Source organism: Acinetobacter sp. GD03645, assembly GCF_029845285.1.
Lineage (GTDB): Bacteria > Pseudomonadota > Gammaproteobacteria > Pseudomonadales > Moraxellaceae > Acinetobacter > Acinetobacter corruptisaponis.
Genome location: NZ_JAOCLL010000008.1, coordinates 135,937 through 154,986 on the forward strand (window position 1 = coordinate 135,937; position 19,050 = coordinate 154,986).

Below are 19,050 nucleotides of genomic sequence, written 5' to 3' on the forward strand. Positions count from 1 at the left end.
GAGAACTCGGCAAGACTCCGCCAAGATAATTTTTTCAATAAGTTAAAGAAATCTTTAAGTCGAACAAAGATTATAGAATAAAAATTTAAGACTTAAATTCTCATTCTATTCAAATAGATAGATAACTTCCCTCCTCATCAATCCAATATTTTTTAAAAAATACAAAATGAGCTGTTGCAATTTATAGTGTCATTATGCCAACATATATTTACTGGCTATAAGCCACTATATAAGAGAAGCAAAAAATGGCGATTCAACTCAAGACAAGCAACGTGAATGTTCCCATCGAATTTTTACAGTTTTCAGGTGGTGAACGTCATATTCAACTGAATCCAAGCCTGCTCAATCCATCTGAAAATTCAGTGCAGATCAAGGCTTCGATCAGCAACAGCACTGATGTAATGGATTACCTGTTACTGGAAAATGTGCTACTGCAACAGGGTATCCAGCTTGCAGTTGAAATCCCTTATTTTCCTTATGCACGTCAGGATCGTATCTGCGCACAGGGTCAGGCTTTTTCACTTAACCTAATGACCAAATTATTAAATAGCAATACAGAACAATATGTAGGTCAGCGTCAGGAAATTGTGGTGTGGGATTGCCATAGTCAGGCAACGCTTGAGTTACTACGAGCAAATACCACTTTTCAAAATGTAGTCAATATCGAACCGATTCAGATCATTCGGCAGAGTGAAGCATTAATGCAAATTTTGCTGGCTGAAAATACGGTGCTGGTCTGCCCCGATGCAGGTGCAACACAACGTACTCAAGCGATTGCCAATGGCATTAATGCACAACGCCAACAGGCAATCAACATTATTCACTGTGAAAAAGTAAGAGATGCAAATACAGGAAAAATCAGGGCAACACAGGTCCACAGTGCAGACTTAACAGGCAAAACCGTAGTGATTACAGATGACATTTGTGATGGGGGTGCAACCTTTATTGGCATTGCCCAGCAATTACGTCGCCTCCATTGCCAGAACATCATCCTGTATGTCACACACGGCATTTTTAGCAAAGGACTTAATGTTTTCGATGGCTTGGTTGACCAGATTTTTACCAGCAATAGCCGCCCACAACAGGCACATTCAAAACTCAACATCATTCACTTTGAAAATTAATTTACATAAATAGGAGTATAAAAATGAGTCTTACAATTAATCCACTGAATGCAATCGACTTTTATAAGGCAGATCACCGCCGCCAGTACCCAGTTGGCACTGAGTACGTTTATGCAAATTTCACACCTCGTTCCTCACGTTTGGCAAAAATGCTGCCTGATTTTGATGACAAGGTGGTGTTCTTTGGCCTACAGGGATTTATCAAACACTTTTTAATTGAAACATGGAATGAGGTCTTTTTTAACCAGCCGAAAGACCAGGTGGTCGCAGCCTATAAACGCCGTATGGACAGTTCATTGGGTGAGGGTGCTGTACCTGTAGAACACATCGAAGCGTTACATGACTTAGGCTATTTACCTTTAAGAATTAAAGCTTTGCAAGAAGGAAGCCGCGTCAATATTAAAGTACCTGTATTGACCATTATCAATACTGACCCAGATTTCTTTTGGTTGACCAACTATATTGAAACCGTACTCAGTGCTGAACTGTGGAAGAGTTGTACTACTGCTACGATTGCCTATGAATATAAACGCCTGCTAAATCAATATGCACAAAAAACAGGTGCGCCTTTGGATTTTGTCCCTGTGCAGGGGCATGATTTCAGTAGCCGTGGGATGAGTGGCATTTATGATGCCGCACAATCCAGTGTTGGGCACTTAACCAGTTTTATTGGTACCGATTCAGTCGCTTCAGTTGATTATGCTGAAGAATACTACAATGCGTCAGGTGTGATTGGTGTTTCAGTACCTGCAACTGAACACAGCGTGATGTGTATGGGTAGCGAAGAAAGTGAGCTGGAAACCTTTAGACGTTTGATCTGTGAGCTTTATCCTATGGGTGTGGTCAGCATTGTGTCGGATACATGGGATTTCTGGCGTGTGATTACCGAATTTAGCCTTGAGCTAAAAGCTGAAATCCTCAATCGACAACCCAATGCCCTAGGTCTTGCCAAAGTGGTGTTCCGTCCCGATTCAGGTGATCCTGTAAAAATCATCTGTGGCGACCCTGATGCTGAAATCGGTAGCCCTGCTTATAAAGGTGCAGTTGAATGTTTATGGGAAATCTTTGGCGGTACAGTCACCGATAAAGGCTATAAGGTGCTGAATGAACGTGTGGGTTTGATCTATGGCGACTCGATTACCCTTGAACGTGCGCAAAACATTTTAAGGGGTCTGGAAGCCAAAGGCTTTGCATCCAATAACCTTGTGTTCGGGATTGGCAGTTATACCTATAACTATCTGACTCGGGATACTTTTGGTTTTGCAGTCAAGGCAACTTGGGGACAGGTCAATGGTGTAGGTCGCGAATTGTTTAAAGACCCGATTACTGATTCAGGCACCAAAAAATCGGCAAAAGGTTTATTGCGGGTGGAACAGACTGAAAACGGTTTTGAGTTGTTTGATCAGCAAAGCCCTGAGCAGGAAAATATGGGTGCATTAACGCCTGTATTTGAAAATGGGCAATTGTTGAGAGAGTGTACACTGGATGAGGTGAGATCAAGATTATTTTAAATAGGTGTAAGAATGAGAATGTAGGAGGCGATGGCAATCGCTCTCTTACCTCTATTAAATTATCTGTAGGCTTACCATCATGCACTACAGCAAATATAAAATCATTTATACTCAATCTCATGTCGAACTTCTGAGATTTCCAAACTGTGACCTACACCTCTGAACAAGAATACCTTGCCCACTATCAAAAACGAGACTATGACAGCCCTTTGTTTACCGTGGATATGGCAATTTTTTCGATTTCAAAAGGTCAGTTACAGGTTTTGCTGATTCAGCGTTCCAACTTTCCAGAAAAAGGCAAATGGGCATTGGCAGGTGGTTTTGTTGATTTAGCTGTTGATGCTGATTTAATGGCAACCGCTCACCGTAAACTACTGGAAAAAACAGGCATTGCCTTGCCCTATTTAGAACAAGTGGAAACCATTGGCAATACACAACGAGACCCTCGTGGTTGGTCAATTACTTCTCTCTATTTCGCTCTAATTGATTTTCAACAATTTGATATTCAAACCAGTTCTTCAACCGAAAAAAGTGAATGGTTTCCTCTTCATCAGGCTTTAAAGCTTGATCTCGCTTTTGATCATAAGCATTTACTACAGCTCGCCATTGAACGTCTTGGCAATAAAACTCGCTATACCGCACTGCCTGCCAGTCTCATGCCTGAGCTATTTACCCTGACCGAGTTACAGACGATTTATGAAATTATTTTAGGTCATCCATTAGAAAAAAAATCATTTAGACGGCGTATGCAGGAAGCAGGTGTGGTTATAGAGACAGGACAGTCCAAAATTGTCGGCAAACGTCCAGCACAACTGTTTCGTTATGCACTGGATGATTTTAACTTTACCTTTTCAAGAATGCTGGAAACACCAAGAAACTCTAATGAGGATGAATAAATGACTTGGGCAGATATAATCATCTGCCCATGTTATTGGTGAGATTCAATATAAGAAATATTTCCCACCTAAAGAATAAAATTTATCTTATCGCCAAGTCTGACGAATCATATCGACAGCTTTTTCGGCAATCATAATCGTTGGCGCATTGGTGTTGCCATTGACCACTGCTGGCATAATTGAGGCATCAATCACGCGAAGCCCCTCCACACCATAGACTTTCAGTTCTGGATCAACCACCGCCATGTCATCCACACCCATCTTGCAGCTTCCCACTGGATGGTAAACGGTATCGACACGCTGGCATAACACCTTGCGAATATCCTCATCCGTTTTTACATTTGCGGTGAACATATCTTCCTTGATTTTTTCGTTTAAAGCGGGTGCCTGCATCAACTTCTGGGTGATCTTGAAGCCATCCACCATATCCTGCAAATCCTGTTCATCTTCCAGAAATTTAAAGTCAATCAACAGTGGATCATTGGCGTTTTTACCGCTTAGCTTGACTGAACCACGGGCACGCGGATTGAGCAGGCACACGTGGCAGGAAATCCCATGTCCCGTATGCATGGTTCTGGCATGGTTATCCACTACTGCGATCACAAAATGCAACTGTAAATTCGGTTTATCCAGTTCAGGACGGGTTTTTAGGAAACCACCACATTCAGCATAGTTGGTGGTGATCAGGCCACGGCGTTCCTTACGGTAACGACCAATCTGCTTAAACAGGTCAAAACCCCCCCCAACCGACACCCCAAACGTTCCATCAGTGAGCTTGGTTTTATAGGCAAAAATAAAGTCTGGGTGGTCATGCAGGTTTTCCCCCACCCCAGGCAGGTCCTTAACGACAGGGATACCATGTTTTTCCAGTTCCTGACGCGGGCCAATACCTGACAGCATCAAGATTTGCGGTGACTGGAACGCGCCAGCCGAAAGCAGCACTTCCTTATTCGCCCTTACCGTATGGCTTTGCCCCTTATTATTATATTCCACCCCGACCGCACGACCATTTTCAATCACAATATGTGACACCATCGCATGGGTAATGACATGCAGGTTCGGGCGTTTACCCATGTGCGGCAATAAGTAGCCACGTGCGGCACTCCAGCGCTCGCCATTTTTCTGGGTAACCTGATAAACTCCCAACCCTTCCTGCTCAGCCCCATTAAAATCGTCATTGAGTGGATAGCCCACCTGTTTAGCCGCCTCAATAAAGGTTTTTTGATAAGGATTGTCTGAATGTAGTTCACTGACATTGAGTGGACCATGCTGTCCGTGATATTCATTCTTGATTCTTTCATTGTGTTCAGACTTGATGAAATAAGGCAAAACCTCATCATACGACCAGCCCTTATTACCCAGTGCCGCCCAGTGGTCATAGTCATCACGATGGCCACGAATATACACCATCGCATTAATTGCCGAGCTTCCACCCAGCCCCTTGCCGCGTGGTTGATAGCCTTTACGCTGGTTCAGGCCCTTTTGTGGAATGGTTTCCAAAGCCCAGTTGTTCAGCTTGGTTGGGATACTGATCACGGCGGCGGCAGGTGTATTCACCAGCCAGTTGTTGCCATCTCCGCCAGCTTCCAGCAGGCACACTGAAACATTCGGGTTTTCTGTCAATCTTCCTGCCAGCACACAACCTGCTGAACCCCCACCAATAATCACAAAATCATAAGCTGTTTGCGTCATCTCTATCCCTGTTATTTTCTTTTTTAAAAAGTGAAACGATTATGCCTAAAACGGTCTTCAAATATTACATTGCTTGTCTAACTATATAAAATAATTGTAGATAAAAGAGAAAATACTTTAAAAAAAGGCATTCTCACCATAAAATACCCCGAAAATTCAAAACATTAAAATAATGATGAACAACCAACCACCATATCATGGCCCCTCATTTCAGGCACATCCCCAGAAAACACGCTTGATTGGCATATACTTTATGGTTATCCCGATCTCGATGACATTCTTTTCCGCCCTATTTATACAAAATGGAAATGGCCATACGCATAACTCATTCTACATTCATATCATCCCGATGTTTTTTATTGGGCTGGTACTTTATTTTTTAAGGTTTCAACTTACTAAAGACCATGCAATGGTCTCCGTTGGAAAGATTTTTATCTCAACCATTCATAAAAAGGATTTATCCCAGACCATCTATCTAAAAATGCCCCATAATCATCAACAGCTGGAACTTAACCGTAAACTGACCTTATTTAAACGGCCCGATCCCCAAACCTTTTGGCAACAGCATGCGGTACTGACATTTCCCCAGAACAAGACACGTGGTTCTTTATTCCGCCCAAGCTTAAACCAGCTATACCTAAACTTTTTTTCCAAACAGCAAATTGATGAGCTATTTCAGATTTTAAAGCGGGATTGGCAACTTAATCCTGAACAAATTGAAACGACCTCCCTTGAAAAACTACAACAGGAACGTCAGGCCAGGATATTGGCAGATGGGCACCCTCCCTCATTTTTGTTGCTATTTTTATCGGGATCATAGGGGCTGCACTGCCGTTCCAGTTTTCAAGCGGATTACATTTCGCCATTGAATCTTATGATGCACTGCCTGTTTTTATGATTTTTAGTTTGCTGGTGACTTATCCCCTGATTAAAGCGGAAAAGAAAAAGTATCCATTGATCAGTGCCACCATCTGTAGTCTTGTACTTGGCTGTAGTGTTTATTTTGTCGCGTTGCAGTGCAACCGTCTCTATAGCGAACGCAGAAATACTGAACAAATCATCAGCATGACCTTTGAACAGATGGACCGCCGCTCACAAGTCTGGCGGCTTGAACCCACATTTGCCCAGAAATTTAAGCTGCCTTATATTTATATCCATCAGGACTGGCAAGGCTTCGATGCCAGTTTAAAACAAGGACAACAGTATGAGATTATTGTTCGGCAAGGCCTGTTCAATGATTATTTTGTGGATACAGAGAGTTTCCACAAGGCAAAACTGGTCGAAAAAGAAAGAGAGTAAGGAAAATATTGTGGATGAGGCTTGTTCATATCATGAAATACACATGCAGTGAACAAGCTAAAATTCAGACGTAAAAAAACCGCTTCGTTAGCGGTATTTTATCTCATCTCTAGGATGATGGTCGGAGCAGTAGGATTCGAACCTACGACCCCCTGGTCCCAAACCAGGTGCACTACCAGGCTGTGCTATGCTCCGAATGTGGGGTGAATGACGGGATTCGAACCCGCGACAACTGGAATCACAATCCAGGGCTCTACCAACTGAGCTACATCCACCATAACATATTTTTGATTCTATATACCAAGCTGCCAAATGGCGCGCCTGACAGGATTCGAACCTGTGACCATCCGCTTAGAAGGCGGATGCTCTATCCAACTGAGCTACAGGCGCATAACGATGATAATATTATCAAGCGATACTTCGCCGATATTAAAATAATGTTTTTCAACATCTTTTAAATGGTCGGAGCAGTAGGATTCGAACCTACGACCCCCTGGTCCCAAACCAGGTGCACTACCAGGCTGTGCTATGCTCCGATCTCTCAGCTTTTATTGTATCGCACATCGTGCGGTACGGTGTGCATTCTAGGCTTGACGTTGCATCACGTCAACACCTAGTTTTAAAAAAAATGATTTTTCCTTATCAAATGTATATTTAACAAGCATTTTAACGCTTTAGCGAAGCGCTAAAGTTCAACATTCGATCTAAAGGTAATTTGGCACGTTCAGCCAGGGCTGGATCAACGTGTATTTCCTGATCACCATGCTGTAACACATGCAAAATCCCATCCAGTTCGTTCATTGCCATCCACGGACAATGCGCACATGAACGACAGGTTGCACCCTCACCTGCGGTCGGTGCTTCAAATAATTCTTTATCAGGTGCGGCCTGCTGCATTTTATAGAAAATGCCACGGTCAGTTGCCACGATCATTTGCTTATGCGGTAAAGTTTGCGCCGCTTTAATCAATTGCGAGGTGCTCCCCACCGCATCAGCAATTTCCACCACCGATTCAGGTGATTCAGGATGTACCAAAACCGCCGCATCGGGATAAAGTGCTTTCATTTGCGCGATACCACGGGCACGAAATTCTTCATGCACGATACAGGCACCATCCCAAAGCAGCATATCTGCACCAGTTTTCTTCTGGATATAGCGACCTAAATGTTGGTCAGGTGCCCAGATAATCTTTTCGCCCAAGCTATCCAGATGTTCAATAATCTCCACCGCACAGCTTGAAGTCACCACCCAGTCGGCACGCGCCTTCACTGCCGCCGAGGTGTTGGCATACACCACCACGGTATGGTCAGGATGCTGGTCACAGAATGCGGTGAACTCATCCACAGGACAACCCAAATCCAGTGAACAGGTTGCTTCCAGGGTTGGCATCAACACTGTCTTTTCAGGTGATAAAATCTTGGAGGTTTCGCCCATAAATTTCACCCCAGCCACCACCAGTGTCGTCGCAGGATGGTCACGGCCAAAACGTGCCATTTCCAGTGAGTCGGAAACACAGCCACCCGTCAGTTCCGCAAGCTCCTGCACTTCAGGATCACAGTAATAGTGCGCCACCAGCACAGCATTTCGTTTTTTCAGTTCCGCTGCAATCTGGGCAAACTTTTCTTGTTTCACTTCTGGGCTAAGACTGTTGTCTTTTGGCTCACCCAAACGATCTAAATGCGCCTGCACAATATTTTTGGCTTCGTTCGCAATTAAATTCGTATCATTCATAAAACGTCTTCTCTATCCTGCGCGCCTGCATCACTGCAAACTTATAACGTGGGTCTATGCTGATCTTTCGGGATCAATCATATTGTCCACGAATGGGTGATATAAAAAAAGCCCCACTGTGGAGGCTTTATTATACCGCATATTTACGAGCGATAATCGGCATTAATTTTTACATAGTCGTAAGAAAAATCACAGGTATATACCGTGTCTTTGGCTGTACCACGACCAAGGTCTATACGGATGGTAATTTCTTTCTCAGCCATTACCGCTGCACCCGCCTCTTCAGTATAGTCAGGGTTGGCACCACCATCCAGACAGATTTGCACATCACCCAGCCAGACCTGTACCTTGCTGCTGTCCAGATTCGGTACACCCGCCTTGCCAATCGCCATCACAATACGGCCCCAGTTTGGATCGGAGGCGAACAATGCTGTTTTGATCAATGGTGATTCAGCCACACTATAGGCAACATCACAACATTCCTGGGTATTTGCCCCACCCTCAACCTGCACTGTGATGAACTTGGTTGCGCCCTCACCATCACGGACAATCAACTGCGCCAGACGATTCATAATACGGGCAAGCACATCCAGTACCTGTTGGTAACGTTGATCATCCTGAGAGGTAATTTCCGTACCACCTGCCAGACCTGTGGCGACAAAAATACAGGAGTCATTGGTGGAGGTATCACCATCAATGGTAATACGGTTAAATGAATGCTCAACCGTGGTCTGTAAAAGCTGTTGTACCAATGCTTTTGAAATTGGCGCATCGGTTGCAACAAAACTCAACATGGTCGCCATGTTCGGACGAATCATGCCAGCACCTTTACTAATCCCTGTCATAGTATAAGTCACGCCATCCAGCTCAAATTGCTCAGATGCACCTTTCGGTGTGGTGTCTGTGGTCATAATACCTGAAGCAGCATCAGCCCAACGATCCGCATTTAAATCATTGAGTGCAGGCTGAATGCCTTGCAGCAAACGTTCAATTGGAAGTTGCTCACCAATTACGCCTGTTGAAAATGGCAAGATTTGACTGCTTTGCACACCTGTCAGTTCAGCCAATTTGGCACAGGTTGCCTCCGCATTTTTATAACCGATTGTACCTGTGGCGGCATTGGCGTTGCCTGTATTAATAATCAGGTAACGTGGCTGTTTTTGTGAAGCATTTTCAGCCAGATGTTTTTTACTGAGTAGAACAGGTGCAGCGGCAAATGCACTTTGGGTAAACACACCCGCAACATTTGAACCCTCAGCAAATTCAAAAATGACCAGATCGCGTCGGTTTGGATAACGTACATACGCCTCAGTTGAGCCAATTTTCACACCCTGCACCACATGCATCAGCGGCATCGTTACGTCACCAACAGCCATTTTTAAATACCCATTCAACTTGTTATGAAAGACTTAAGCTTATTCCAAAAGGCAATTAAAATCGAGTGTTAGCCATATAGATTATTGAATTTGCCCCTGTTCCAAACTCAATAAAATCTGCTTCTTATCCAGACCACCTGCAAAACCCACCAAAGCCCCACCAGAACCAATCACCCGATGGCACGGTGCAATAATTGAAATTGGATTTCTACCATTGGCAGCCCCGACCGCACGCACTGCCTTTTCATTGCCAATCTGCAGTGCAATGTCCTTATAACTACGCGTTTCCCCATAAGGAATGGTCAATAAAGCCTGCCATACCTGTTGCTGAAAATCCGTGCCCTGAAAATCCAGTGGCAAATCAAATTGCTGACGTTGTCCTGCAAAGTATTGTTCTAATTGTTGTTTTACTTTTAGCAACATTGGGTGTTGCGTATCTTCAACTAATTCAGCGAGTCGTACTCGTTTATGGTCTTCATTGTCCCACATCACGGCGATCAGTGCCTGATCATGTGCAACCAGTTTTAATGCGCCTACAGGAGAGTCCATATACATATAAACCAGTTGCATTATTTCTCTCCTTAAATCTTTTAATGTGATGACAGCTTCATCAGAACCAAGCCAGATACGATCAGAACGGCTGCGATCATACGCATTGCGGTCATGGGTTCATTCAGCACCATAATGCCCAGAATAAAGGAACCAATCGCGCCAATCCCCGTCCACACAGTATAGGCTGTTCCCAAAGGAAGTGTACGCATTGATATGGAGAGCAACACCACACTTAAAATCATAAAAACAATCGTAACCACACTTGGGGTGAGACGTGTGAAGCCCTCAGACATTTTCATTGAGTATGCCCAAATGACTTCAAAAACACCTGCCAAAATTAAAATTGCCCACGCCATTTTTACATTCATCTTGTTTAATGGTTGGGTCGTCCCAACGTGATTCTTTTTTGGGGAGGTCGTCCTCCCAGCCTAGAAGTTTACTGTAAAATATATAGTTATGTGAATTGTTATGTATCTATATTGCCTAAGCTTTTGAAAAGCATGGATTGTTATTCTATTGCCAAATGATGCTGTCCACACGCATCAATTCACAGGCACCATTGCCTGTATCCTCACGGGACAAGGAACTTTTCCAGCGCCATCCATCGGGTGCCTGAATTTCGATTAATGCACCCTTGAGGTAGACCAGATCATCCTTTTTAATTTTCTTCATTTGCGATGCCACATAGGCATCTGCTGGAACCAAATGCATGTTGGCACTGTGTGTTTCAATTTCCCTAAACGAAATCGGTGGTTCATGGTCAATACGCCAGTGATACCAACGGTTACTCTGGGAAATGTCAATTTGCTTATACACCTGTGGATTTGCCATTTCACCCCAGCCCACTGCAATGTCCATAGGGGAAAATTCTGCTTCACGGCCTAGATTGTAGTCTTCCCGTCCCAGTACACGAAATGAACCCTCATAGTTTTCCAGTGCCATCACCTGTACACCTTGCTGGGTCGTAATTTGACTCACATTTGGAGCGGGTTTAAGCAGATTGGTCCAGACCAGCCATGCCAGTGCCAATCCCAGCAAGCCATACATCCATCTTGGCATATTATTCATCCTTTTTGCGTTGTAATACCTTGATCCATTGCCTGAGCTTTTCTAAAGCGGAATACAAAAATTGTTGAATAAGGTTAAGCTGGTTTTTTGTAAAGGTCTTGTTCTGATTGAATGAATCTGTCTTTTCCTGCTGAAATGACGCGATTTCCACAGGTTCATAATGGGACATGGTTTGTTGTAGTTCAGCCCCCAGACTCAAGCGCTGCAAGGCGGCGGTAACCTCATCAATCGGTAGATGATGGTAGAGGGTTAAATGACGTGCATCCAGGTCAATACTGTGCTCAACCAATAAGTCAACAAACGGAACTAATGCCTTGCGTACACGTGTTGCTTCCACAACACTGCTCATATGGGGAATATAGTAAAAACTGACATTCATGCTGCCATTTGCGGAAATGAATCCTGCTTGAGACTGAAAAGAAGCCTGGGGTTTTTCTCTTGAATTTACCCCTTGATTTGCATGATCTGTTATTTGCCCGTCTTGTTGTTCTAAAGCCATTTATGCACCATGAATGACTCAAAAAAGATACTGCCAGTATAAACCAACAGTATCTCAGTGAAGTGACATTTTAGACGGAGTATCAGAACTTTAAAGTAAGCCCCGCACCATATAGCCCACCTTGCTCACGCCCTGAAGCCATTTGCCATGCGGTTTGCTTGTTACCTTTATGGTAGGCATAGGCAAGGTCAATGAACGGCATCACTTTTTTATTGATTTCATAGCGAATCTGCACGCCCGTTTGCAGTTTGGACACACCTGATTTTTGTGCATATTTTGATTGATCATTTAAAACCAGATCCGCATTGAAATAAGGCTGTGCAATCAATTTCTGGGTAAACAGTACATCACGGCTGGTTTCCAGACTGAACTGCCAGCGTTGATCCTGCCCTGCATAGAAATAGGCTTCGGTTTCAAAGAAATAGGGGGCCAAACCATGTAAGCCGACTACGGCACTCCACTGATTTTTATCTTGCCACTGTTCAGGTTGATATTGGTGGCGAGCACCCACCTGTACATCCCAAAAGTCAGCAATATTACGGCTATATAAAGCCATTGCATCGGTTTGTGTCCGTTCAGATTCCGCCTTTTCCACATGTGCCTTGATGAAAATCTTGTTTTCATCTGTGCCTATCCAAGTTTTCAATTTGCTGCTGGCACGCCCTTGTCCTGCATCATCTACAGTCCACACATTCTCCAGACTGGTGGCCTGATACATCTGCCCACCATGTTCACGGTGGTGATCATGCTGTGCATGGTCAAATCCTATCTTTACAGGAGACGTGACCTGATGTTGTTCATGTTGCATTGCTGATGATGCATCCATTTGCATAACGGGCTGTTCATCTGTCATGTGATTATGTTGTTCATGTGCATAAGTCACGACACTCAGGCAGCATATCATTCCACCCATCATCAACAGGGATACATGGCGTTTCATTTCAGGCACTGGCTTAATGATGTACATGACTTTCTCCTTGAGAAGACTGAACAGGCATTTGCATCGGCGTTTTTGTGTCATCAACATTTGCCACGATCAGCTTGCTCATCATGCCTGCACTCATGTGGTATAGCAGGTGGCAATGAATTGCCCATTCGCCCAACTCATCCGCAGTCAGCATCGCGGTCACGGTCTTGCCTGGCGGTACAATTATTGTGTGCTTGTTTGGCATGTCCTGTGCAGACTGGCCATTTTCCAGTTGCATAAACATGCCATGCAAATGCATTGGGTGGGCCATCATGCTGTCATTGACAAATTTCAGGCGGATACGTTCGCCATATTTCACCTTTAAAGGAGCAAAGCCCTTGTCACTGAACTTCTTGCCATCAATCGTCCAGATATAACGCTCCATCGTACCGCCAAGACGGATCACCAACTCTCTTTCAGCAGGACGGGTATCAGCTTGGGGTGTTAATGATTTCAGGTCGGCATACTGCAATGCCTTATGTCCTGTTGGTGTGGAGGCATTGGCCCAACCCTGTACGGTATCAGGTTGATCTTTATCAGAAGATGCCATAGTTTGATGCTGGCTATGCTCAGACATTGCTGATGCTGACATCTGCATCTGGTCATGTGAATGATGTTCCATGTTCATTTGCTGATGCGAGCCATGATCCATTTTACCCATATCCATTTGTCCATGCCCCATATCCTCCATGGTCAATAATGCACGTGAACGGGCTTTCGGCATTTCAACCTTTTGCTGTTTTAGTGACATTTCATTTTGCAGTGATGCAAGTGCAAAACCAGCGCGGTCAATCGACTCTGCCTGAATTTGATAATGTGCCTGCGTTGGCTCGACCATCACATCATAGGTTTCTGCCGCACCAATCCGAAATTCATCTACTGGTACAGGTTGCACAGGCTGACCATCGGCACTCACCACCGTCATTTTTAAATCTGGAATACGCACATCAAAAAAGGACATGGCTGAAGCATTGATAAAACGTAGGCGGACTTTCTCACCTGTTTTAAATGCACCTGTCCAGTTCTGCTGTGGTGTCTGACCATTCACTAAAAAGGTATAACCCGTAACATCAGATAAATCGGTTTTTAGCATCCGCATCTGGTTCCACATTGTACGGTCTTGCCAGCTTGCCTTTAAACCTTGCTGTTTCACCTGTTTCCAGACATCACCCACTGTTTCACGCTGGTTCTGATAATACTCGGCGGACTTTTTCAAGTTTGCCATGATCTGCACACTATCAGACTCATGAAAATCCGACAGCATCACCACATAGTCACGTTCTGCTTTTTCATGTGCGGCAACAGGCTGTTTTCCTTTTGGATAAATCACCAGAGGACCATATAAGCCATCCTGTTCCTGTCCTTTACTATGGGCGTGATACCAGTAGGTTCCGTTTTGACGCACCTTGAAACGATAGGTAAAATCACCCTGTGGCTTAATGCCCTGAAAGCCATTAAAACCAGGCACACCATCCATCAATCCAGGTAAAAGCAACCCATGCCAATGCAGGGATGTGTCCTGATCCTTGAGTTGGTTATGCACATGGATGACCGCCTCATCACCCTCTTCAAACTCCAGAAGCGGGGCAATAAATTTGCCATTCACCGTCATGCGTTTGACAGGTTTTCCTGTTACGTTGACCATGCCCTGATTGATATTCAGGTGATATTCCTTAATTGCAGCCCAACTCTCGGGCGCAAACAATAAGCTTAGGCTGGCCACAACACCAGCATATAATTTTGAAGACATAAAATAATCCCAATCTGTTAAATATCGCCTAGCCCCTCTTTAAAAAGAGGGGAATTTCAACGGAATTTAATAGATCAGGTTCTAGGAGGGCGTAAAATTTCCTGCCAATAGCCAGCAAGATGCCGAGCTTGATAATCGGTATTTTTATATGAATCAGGCTCTAAAAATGATGAGGAGGATAAACTGGGTGCCTGCTGATCAAGCGCAAGATTGACTGCCTGACAATGTGAAGGACTATTGCAGTCCTGACAATACTGGTCATGATGCATTTTTCCATCATGACATTTTGTCAAACTGGTCGTATCAACATGCGACCCAGACATATGATGATGTTGATCCATCATATGTTGCTCATGGCAAGGCATTTTCTGGGTTGTTATATAAGATTTTTGATCAGATTGAATCGCCTGAACTGCTGCAACAGCCACACCACTTCCCCCGATGAAGAATATCATCAGGAATACAAACCACAGATGTTTGTATTTTTGGCGCAGTTGCACGTTAGGTTCCCTGTTTCAATGATCAAGCCAAGTCAATGTGCTTAGCATAATTTCTTTCATACTTATGCACAATCATCTTCATGTTTAAATTCTGATAACTCAAACTCAGTTTAAAGAAAATCTGCTGTTTTATCACACAATTTCCCAGCAAATAAAAACTGGATAAAAATAAAGTAAAATAAATAGGTTAGCGCACAAAAAAAGGACAGATATCTATCCTTTTTCGATTATTTTGCTGTGAATATAAACAACTGAAATCATTTTGTTTATTTTAACAACACCTTATCCACTTGCTTATCAACACGGTTATCCACCCAGTTATAAACAAAGTTATCCACACCTTAAATCTCTACCTGATCCACTTTTGCCAACTCCGCACGCATTTGATCAATCACTGTTTTATAATCTGGTTGACCAAAAATCGCTGAGCCAGCCACAAACATATCCGCACCTGCTGCTGCAATCTCACGAATATTTGCTGGACCAACCCCACCGTCCACTTCCAGACGAATATCACGACCACTGGCATCGATAATCTGACGTGCCTGACGTAATTTTTCCAAAGTCATTGGAATGAATTTCTGTCCACCAAAACCAGGGTTTACACTCATCAACAGGATTTGATCCACTTTATCAAGCACATAATCCAGATAGTGCAACGGCGTGGCTGGGTTAAACACCAGTCCTGCTTTTGCCCCACCCGACTTGATCAGTTGTAGGGAGCGATCAATATGGTCTGATGCTTCTGGATGAAAGGTAATAATGTCGGCACCCGCTTCCAGAAAATCGCCAATCATACGGTCCACAGGCGAAACCATCAGATGCACGTCAATCGGTGCCTTGATCCCATAGTTTTTCAGTGCCTTGCATATACCTGCACCAAAGGTCAGGTTAGGTACATAGTGGTTATCCATCACATCAAAATGCACAACATCTGCACCTGCCGCCAACACTTTTTCCACGTCTTCACCTAAACGTGCAAAATCAGCAGATAAAATCGACGGTGCAATTAAATAAGGCTTGGACATGGATAACCTGACGCATACTGAGAAAATGATGGGCAAATTATAGCAAATTCATAACACTTCCGTCTGTAGTTAGCCTGCTGGCATTGCAAACTTGCAACAGCTCGTTTCATGAGAACTATTTTCATTTACAACTGGCTTTGCTATGTTTATGCAAGCAACAACAGGATGAAATACAAGATGAACAGTACCACACAGATCAACACTACGGAAGCAAAGCGCATTAGCAAACGTTTAATCAATCACTGGAAACACAAATTTGAAGTGGCAGAAACGGAAACTAATTCCAAGATTTTTATGCCAACCGCAACAGTCACGCTTAGCCCACATGAACAGCATCTGGATGTCCTGATTGAAAACCAGCAGGAAGATGTTGCCCATTTGGAACAGGTGGTACTTGCCCATTTAAATCGGATGGCAGGACAGGAATTTAGTGTGGAGTGGACACATCACTAACAAGAAGCTCATATGAGCTTCCTGTATTTAGTTTAATGCCTTTTCTAACTGAATGGCATGAAACTGTAGATGGTCATCAATAAAACTTTGAATAAAGTAATAGCCATGATCATAGCCTTTGTGCAGGCGTAGGGTGAGAGGCTGCCCTGCATCAAGACAGGCCTGCTTAAATTTCTCAGGATTCAACTGCGCATAGAACTGGTCATCCAGTCCCTGATCAATCAGGATTTCTTCAAAAATGCCACCCTTTTGCTGGACCAGAGCAGTCGCATCGTGTGCTGACCACTGTTGTTGATCAGTGCCTAAATATTGGCTAAATGCCTTTTCTCCCCAAGGACAGATACTTGGTGCGCAAATGGGCGCAAAGGCGGAAACAGACTTAAATTGCTCAGGATATTTAAATGCCAGTGTCAATGCACCATGTCCACCCATTGAATGACCAAAGATTCCAACTTGATTTTCAATAACTGGAAACTCCTGCAATACGTGCGCATACAACTCATCAACAATATAGGATTCCATTTGATAATGTTCAGCCCACGGTTGCTGTATCGCATTGATGTAGAAACCTGCACCCTGCCCAATGTCCCAATGATCCCCTTGCACCACATCTTCTCCACGCGGTGAGGTATCTGGTGTAATTAAAATCAGACTTAAACGTGCAGCCATACGTTGTGCATGTGCCTTGATTGCAAAAGTCTCTTCTGTACAGGTCAGGCCAGCAAGATAGAATAAGGCTGAACATGGCTTGCCCTCTAAAGCAGCGGGTGGCAGATAAACCCCAACCTTGCTCAGCCCTTTGAGATGTTGGGAATCAATCTGGTAAATCCGTTGCTCACCCTCAAAACAACGATTTTTTTGCAGTAGTTGCATGTTCATTATCCTGTGTTTTTGTCGTATCTGTTGTTGTCATATTTTGTGTAGGAAACAAATAAGGCTCCAGTTGTGGCAGCATTAATTCCATATTACGCCCAATTGACCATTGGGGTTCTGATGGTTCAAAGCCTTGTGCCTTTTCCCATTTGGTCACTGTTTGTCTGGCCTGGTCAAATGCCTGTTTGATTGAAGACTGCTCACGCATTGCCAAATCAAAAAATGCCCGACCAAAATAGGTATAGTCGGCCTCACTATTACAGCCAAATGAAGTCTTATCTGCTGCTGATGCGGTAATGATCAATGTTTCAGGTGACTGCAAGGCAGGAATAAAGCTACCCGAATAACAAGCCGAAATTACGATCACACGCCAGCGAATTCCTGACTTATCCAGTGTTTCACGCAGCCATTTTGGGTCAACCTGCCCAAGCTCTAGTGGCGCATTTTCAATTTCAAAATGATTCCGTTCGCCATGTGAAGTCATATACAGGAATAGCACATCACTATCACGGTTCATTTGCTGGCCAATACGGCGCAAAGCCAGTTCCATACTGGTTTTAGAGGCGATTGGTACATCCAGACGTGTGGCAGGATTATTGATCAACATCAGCGAACGGCCAAAGGTTCCAAAACGGGTATCAAACTGCTCTTTTATCCGTTCAATTTCCGACTTGAACACATCGGCATAACTATCTCCCGCCACTCCCATAAAATACCAGTGGCTTTGGGCAATATCGCCATATTGAATCTGATCCAGTGCCGTCTCAAGCAAATGGCCCTGCGCATAAAATGCCTCTTCACTGAAACTTGGCGGTGTTTCCTCCACTTTCCAGATCGGCTGGTCCTTAACGGATAATTGCCATACCACCATTGTGGCAATAGTTGCCACAATCACCAGTACACGCTCCCACCACGGCCATTTTAATGCACGGGAAAAAACCCAGATGACTGCCAGACTCTGCCAGACAAACAATCCAACAAAAAATGGGGGTAAAAAACCATTATAAATACTGTCAGGGATAAAGTTCAGGTAACCATTTGATCCCAGATACTGAATCAGGCATTGTAACAACAGGATATTGGTATCAAGCACCAACCACAGCAACGCAGGCACCAGCATCAGGCGAGGCTGGTTCATGCGCTGGGAAAGAAAAATACCGACAATTAAGGCAATAAATGGCCACAGTGCATATCCAATCAAACCCTGGGGATTAAAGTCCCCCATTTGTCCAGCAACCAGCCAGCCATAAAGTGAGTTGGTACATCCCCCCAGAATGCCCCACAGAATCAGTTGGGTTATTGAAGGATGCACCACCTGTAGGGAACGGCGTGACCCCAGAAACAACCACATTCCAGCAATTTGGTTACTTTTAAAATCGTGCCAGATATTAATGGAGGGCTTGAGGTCTATCATAAAATTCTTTAGGTATTTCTCTTTTCAAGACTAAACTGAAAATCTACTTTTTCAAAAAGTGTGATGCACAACTTTAGGGTCTGTTGACATTCCACCTTGCGAGCTTTCAGCTCTCATTGCGACAGAGGGCATTTTTTAGACGGTACAAGGCATGACTTATGAAATTTAGCTATTCTAAATGAATAAGGCATAACACAGTAACGGCAAAAAATGTCCCTGTCCCACAGGGTTATGGCTAAAACTGCCCCAAACTTCGTTATGAAACTTGACAAGGGGGTCGCCATTGCCTGCATTTCATGCCTTGTTTGTGTGGTTTT

At 44.0% G+C, this 19,050-nt stretch carries 19 protein-coding genes and 4 tRNA genes; 6 read left to right on the plus strand and 17 right to left on the minus strand.

Translation table 11 applies throughout. The annotated features are described in order from the left end of the window. Positions 1–245: 245 nt before the first annotated feature. The 3 genes from prs (at position 246) to N5J47_RS08500 (ending at position 3,531) form a co-directional block, all read left to right on the plus strand. On the plus strand, positions 246–1,124 hold the full coding sequence (gene prs, locus N5J47_RS08490; protein ID WP_279959542.1) for a ribose-phosphate diphosphokinase: 879 nt from the start codon (positions 246–248) through the stop codon (positions 1,122–1,124). 23 nt (positions 1,125–1,147) lie between these two features. Then, positions 1,148–2,635 carry a nicotinate phosphoribosyltransferase gene (locus N5J47_RS08495; protein ID WP_279959543.1) on the plus strand — a complete coding sequence of 496 codons (1,488 nt, stop codon included), beginning with the start codon at positions 1,148–1,150 and terminating at the stop codon, positions 2,633–2,635. Positions 2,636–2,781: 146 nt separating this feature from the next. Next, on the plus strand, positions 2,782–3,531 hold the full coding sequence (locus N5J47_RS08500) for an NUDIX domain-containing protein (RefSeq protein WP_279959544.1): 750 nt from the start codon (positions 2,782–2,784) through the stop codon (positions 3,529–3,531). 87 nt (positions 3,532–3,618) lie between these two features. Here the strand turns inward: N5J47_RS08500 and N5J47_RS08505 are convergent, their stop codons facing one another. Next, positions 3,619–5,223, minus strand: coding sequence for a choline dehydrogenase (locus tag N5J47_RS08505; RefSeq protein ID WP_279959545.1), 1,605 nt, complete (start codon positions 5,221–5,223; stop codon positions 3,619–3,621). A gap of 172 nt (positions 5,224–5,395) precedes the next feature. Here N5J47_RS08505 and N5J47_RS08510 point away from each other — a divergent pair, with 172 nt between their 5' ends. After that, positions 5,396–6,043, plus strand: a complete 648-nt coding sequence (locus N5J47_RS08510) for a hypothetical protein (protein ID WP_279962408.1) — start codon at positions 5,396–5,398, stop codon at positions 6,041–6,043. Between the two features lie 74 nt (positions 6,044–6,117). Next, entirely contained in the window at positions 6,118–6,522 is a 405-nt protein-coding gene (locus N5J47_RS08515) for a hypothetical protein (protein WP_279959547.1), read from the plus strand. A 118-nt stretch (positions 6,523–6,640) separates the two neighbouring features. Here the strand turns inward: N5J47_RS08515 and N5J47_RS08520 are convergent. The 14 genes from N5J47_RS08520 to rpe form a co-directional block, all read right to left on the minus strand. Next, positions 6,641–6,717, minus strand: a tRNA-Pro gene (locus tag N5J47_RS08520). Between the two features lie 4 nt (positions 6,718–6,721). Next, positions 6,722–6,797 (minus strand) — tRNA-His (locus tag N5J47_RS08525). Between the two features lie 38 nt (positions 6,798–6,835). Continuing rightward, positions 6,836–6,912: transfer RNA gene (locus N5J47_RS08530), tRNA-Arg, on the minus strand. A 69-nt stretch (positions 6,913–6,981) separates the two neighbouring features. Continuing rightward, positions 6,982–7,058, minus strand: a tRNA-Pro gene (locus N5J47_RS08535). Positions 7,059–7,188: 130 nt separating this feature from the next. Further along, positions 7,189–8,253: a quinolinate synthase NadA gene (gene nadA / locus N5J47_RS08540; RefSeq protein ID WP_267980067.1), complete on the minus strand. Its 1,065-nt coding sequence runs from the start codon at positions 8,251–8,253 to the stop codon at positions 7,189–7,191. A 143-nt stretch (positions 8,254–8,396) separates the two neighbouring features. Continuing rightward, positions 8,397–9,629 carry a bifunctional glutamate N-acetyltransferase/amino-acid acetyltransferase ArgJ gene (argJ, locus tag N5J47_RS08545; RefSeq protein WP_279959548.1) on the minus strand — a complete coding sequence of 411 codons (1,233 nt, stop codon included), beginning with the start codon at positions 9,627–9,629 and terminating at the stop codon, positions 8,397–8,399. Between the two features lie 81 nt (positions 9,630–9,710). Further along, the gene (locus tag N5J47_RS08550) at positions 9,711–10,199 is read right to left on the minus strand and encodes a methylated-DNA--[protein]-cysteine S-methyltransferase (protein ID WP_279959549.1); all 489 of its coding nucleotides are present in this window, start codon (positions 10,197–10,199) and stop codon (positions 9,711–9,713) included. 20 nt (positions 10,200–10,219) lie between these two features. Beyond that, positions 10,220–10,537, minus strand: a complete 318-nt coding sequence (locus N5J47_RS08555; RefSeq protein ID WP_267980064.1) for a multidrug efflux SMR transporter — start codon at positions 10,535–10,537, stop codon at positions 10,220–10,222. 157 nt (positions 10,538–10,694) lie between these two features. Beyond that, on the minus strand, positions 10,695–11,240 hold the full coding sequence (locus N5J47_RS08560; RefSeq protein WP_279959550.1) for a hypothetical protein: 546 nt from the start codon (positions 11,238–11,240) through the stop codon (positions 10,695–10,697). 1 nt (position 11,241) lies between these two features. Next, complete coding sequence (locus tag N5J47_RS08565) at positions 11,242–11,748, minus strand: cobalt transporter (protein WP_279959551.1); 507 nt, start codon at positions 11,746–11,748, stop codon at positions 11,242–11,244. A gap of 82 nt (positions 11,749–11,830) precedes the next feature. Then, positions 11,831–12,715, minus strand: coding sequence for a copper resistance protein B (locus tag N5J47_RS08570; RefSeq protein WP_279959552.1), 885 nt, complete (start codon positions 12,713–12,715; stop codon positions 11,831–11,833). Further along, entirely contained in the window at positions 12,702–14,465 is a 1,764-nt protein-coding gene (locus tag N5J47_RS08575; RefSeq protein ID WP_279959553.1) for a copper resistance system multicopper oxidase, read from the minus strand. The genes N5J47_RS08570 and N5J47_RS08575 overlap by 14 nt, the downstream gene beginning before the upstream one ends. A gap of 74 nt (positions 14,466–14,539) precedes the next feature. Next, positions 14,540–14,965: a hypothetical protein gene (locus N5J47_RS08580; protein WP_279959554.1), complete on the minus strand. Its 426-nt coding sequence runs from the start codon at positions 14,963–14,965 to the stop codon at positions 14,540–14,542. 341 nt (positions 14,966–15,306) lie between these two features. Further along, positions 15,307–15,993 (minus strand): ribulose-phosphate 3-epimerase, encoded by a 687-nt coding sequence (gene rpe / locus N5J47_RS08585; protein WP_279959555.1) that lies wholly within the window; start codon positions 15,991–15,993, stop codon positions 15,307–15,309. A gap of 177 nt (positions 15,994–16,170) precedes the next feature. On the opposite strand from rpe, the gene N5J47_RS08590 reads away from it, so the two are divergent. Continuing rightward, entirely contained in the window at positions 16,171–16,446 is a 276-nt protein-coding gene (locus N5J47_RS08590; RefSeq protein WP_279959556.1) for a DUF2218 domain-containing protein, read from the plus strand. A gap of 27 nt (positions 16,447–16,473) precedes the next feature. Here the strand turns inward: N5J47_RS08590 and fghA are convergent, their stop codons facing one another. Continuing rightward, positions 16,474–17,319 carry an S-formylglutathione hydrolase gene (gene fghA, locus N5J47_RS08595; protein WP_279959557.1) on the minus strand — a complete coding sequence of 282 codons (846 nt, stop codon included), beginning with the start codon at positions 17,317–17,319 and terminating at the stop codon, positions 16,474–16,476. Next, positions 17,288–18,733, minus strand: coding sequence for a C13 family peptidase (locus N5J47_RS08600; RefSeq protein ID WP_279959558.1), 1,446 nt, complete (start codon positions 18,731–18,733; stop codon positions 17,288–17,290). The genes fghA and N5J47_RS08600 overlap by 32 nt, the downstream gene beginning before the upstream one ends. Positions 18,734–19,050 lie beyond the last annotated feature (317 nt).

Coding starts and splice junctions, on each gene's coding strand:
- prs (WP_279959542.1), top strand. CDS start 246: ATGGCGATTCAACTCAAGACAAGCAACGTGAATGTTCCCATCGAATTT.
- N5J47_RS08495 (WP_279959543.1), top strand. CDS start 1,148: ATGAGTCTTACAATTAATCCACTGAATGCAATCGACTTTTATAAGGCA.
- N5J47_RS08505 (WP_279959545.1), bottom strand. CDS start 5,223: ATGACGCAAACAGCTTATGATTTTGTGATTATTGGTGGGGGTTCAGCA.
- N5J47_RS08510 (WP_279962408.1), top strand. CDS start 5,396: ATGATGAACAACCAACCACCATATCATGGCCCCTCATTTCAGGCACAT.
- N5J47_RS08515 (WP_279959547.1), top strand. CDS start 6,118: ATGATTTTTAGTTTGCTGGTGACTTATCCCCTGATTAAAGCGGAAAAG.
- nadA (WP_267980067.1), bottom strand. CDS start 8,253: ATGAATGATACGAATTTAATTGCGAACGAAGCCAAAAATATTGTGCAG.
- argJ (WP_279959548.1), bottom strand. CDS start 9,629: ATGGCTGTTGGTGACGTAACGATGCCGCTGATGCATGTGGTGCAGGGT.
- N5J47_RS08550 (WP_279959549.1), bottom strand. CDS start 10,199: ATGCAACTGGTTTATATGTATATGGACTCTCCTGTAGGCGCATTAAAA.
- N5J47_RS08555 (WP_267980064.1), bottom strand. CDS start 10,537: ATGGCGTGGGCAATTTTAATTTTGGCAGGTGTTTTTGAAGTCATTTGG.
- N5J47_RS08560 (WP_279959550.1), bottom strand. CDS start 11,240: ATGCCAAGATGGATGTATGGCTTGCTGGGATTGGCACTGGCATGGCTG.
- N5J47_RS08565 (WP_279959551.1), bottom strand. CDS start 11,748: ATGGCTTTAGAACAACAAGACGGGCAAATAACAGATCATGCAAATCAA.
- N5J47_RS08570 (WP_279959552.1), bottom strand. CDS start 12,715: ATGTACATCATTAAGCCAGTGCCTGAAATGAAACGCCATGTATCCCTG.
- N5J47_RS08575 (WP_279959553.1), bottom strand. CDS start 14,465: ATGTCTTCAAAATTATATGCTGGTGTTGTGGCCAGCCTAAGCTTATTG.
- rpe (WP_279959555.1), bottom strand. CDS start 15,993: ATGTCCAAGCCTTATTTAATTGCACCGTCGATTTTATCTGCTGATTTT.
- N5J47_RS08590 (WP_279959556.1), top strand. CDS start 16,171: ATGAACAGTACCACACAGATCAACACTACGGAAGCAAAGCGCATTAGC.
- fghA (WP_279959557.1), bottom strand. CDS start 17,319: ATGCAACTACTGCAAAAAAATCGTTGTTTTGAGGGTGAGCAACGGATT.
- N5J47_RS08600 (WP_279959558.1), bottom strand. CDS start 18,733: ATGATAGACCTCAAGCCCTCCATTAATATCTGGCACGATTTTAAAAGT.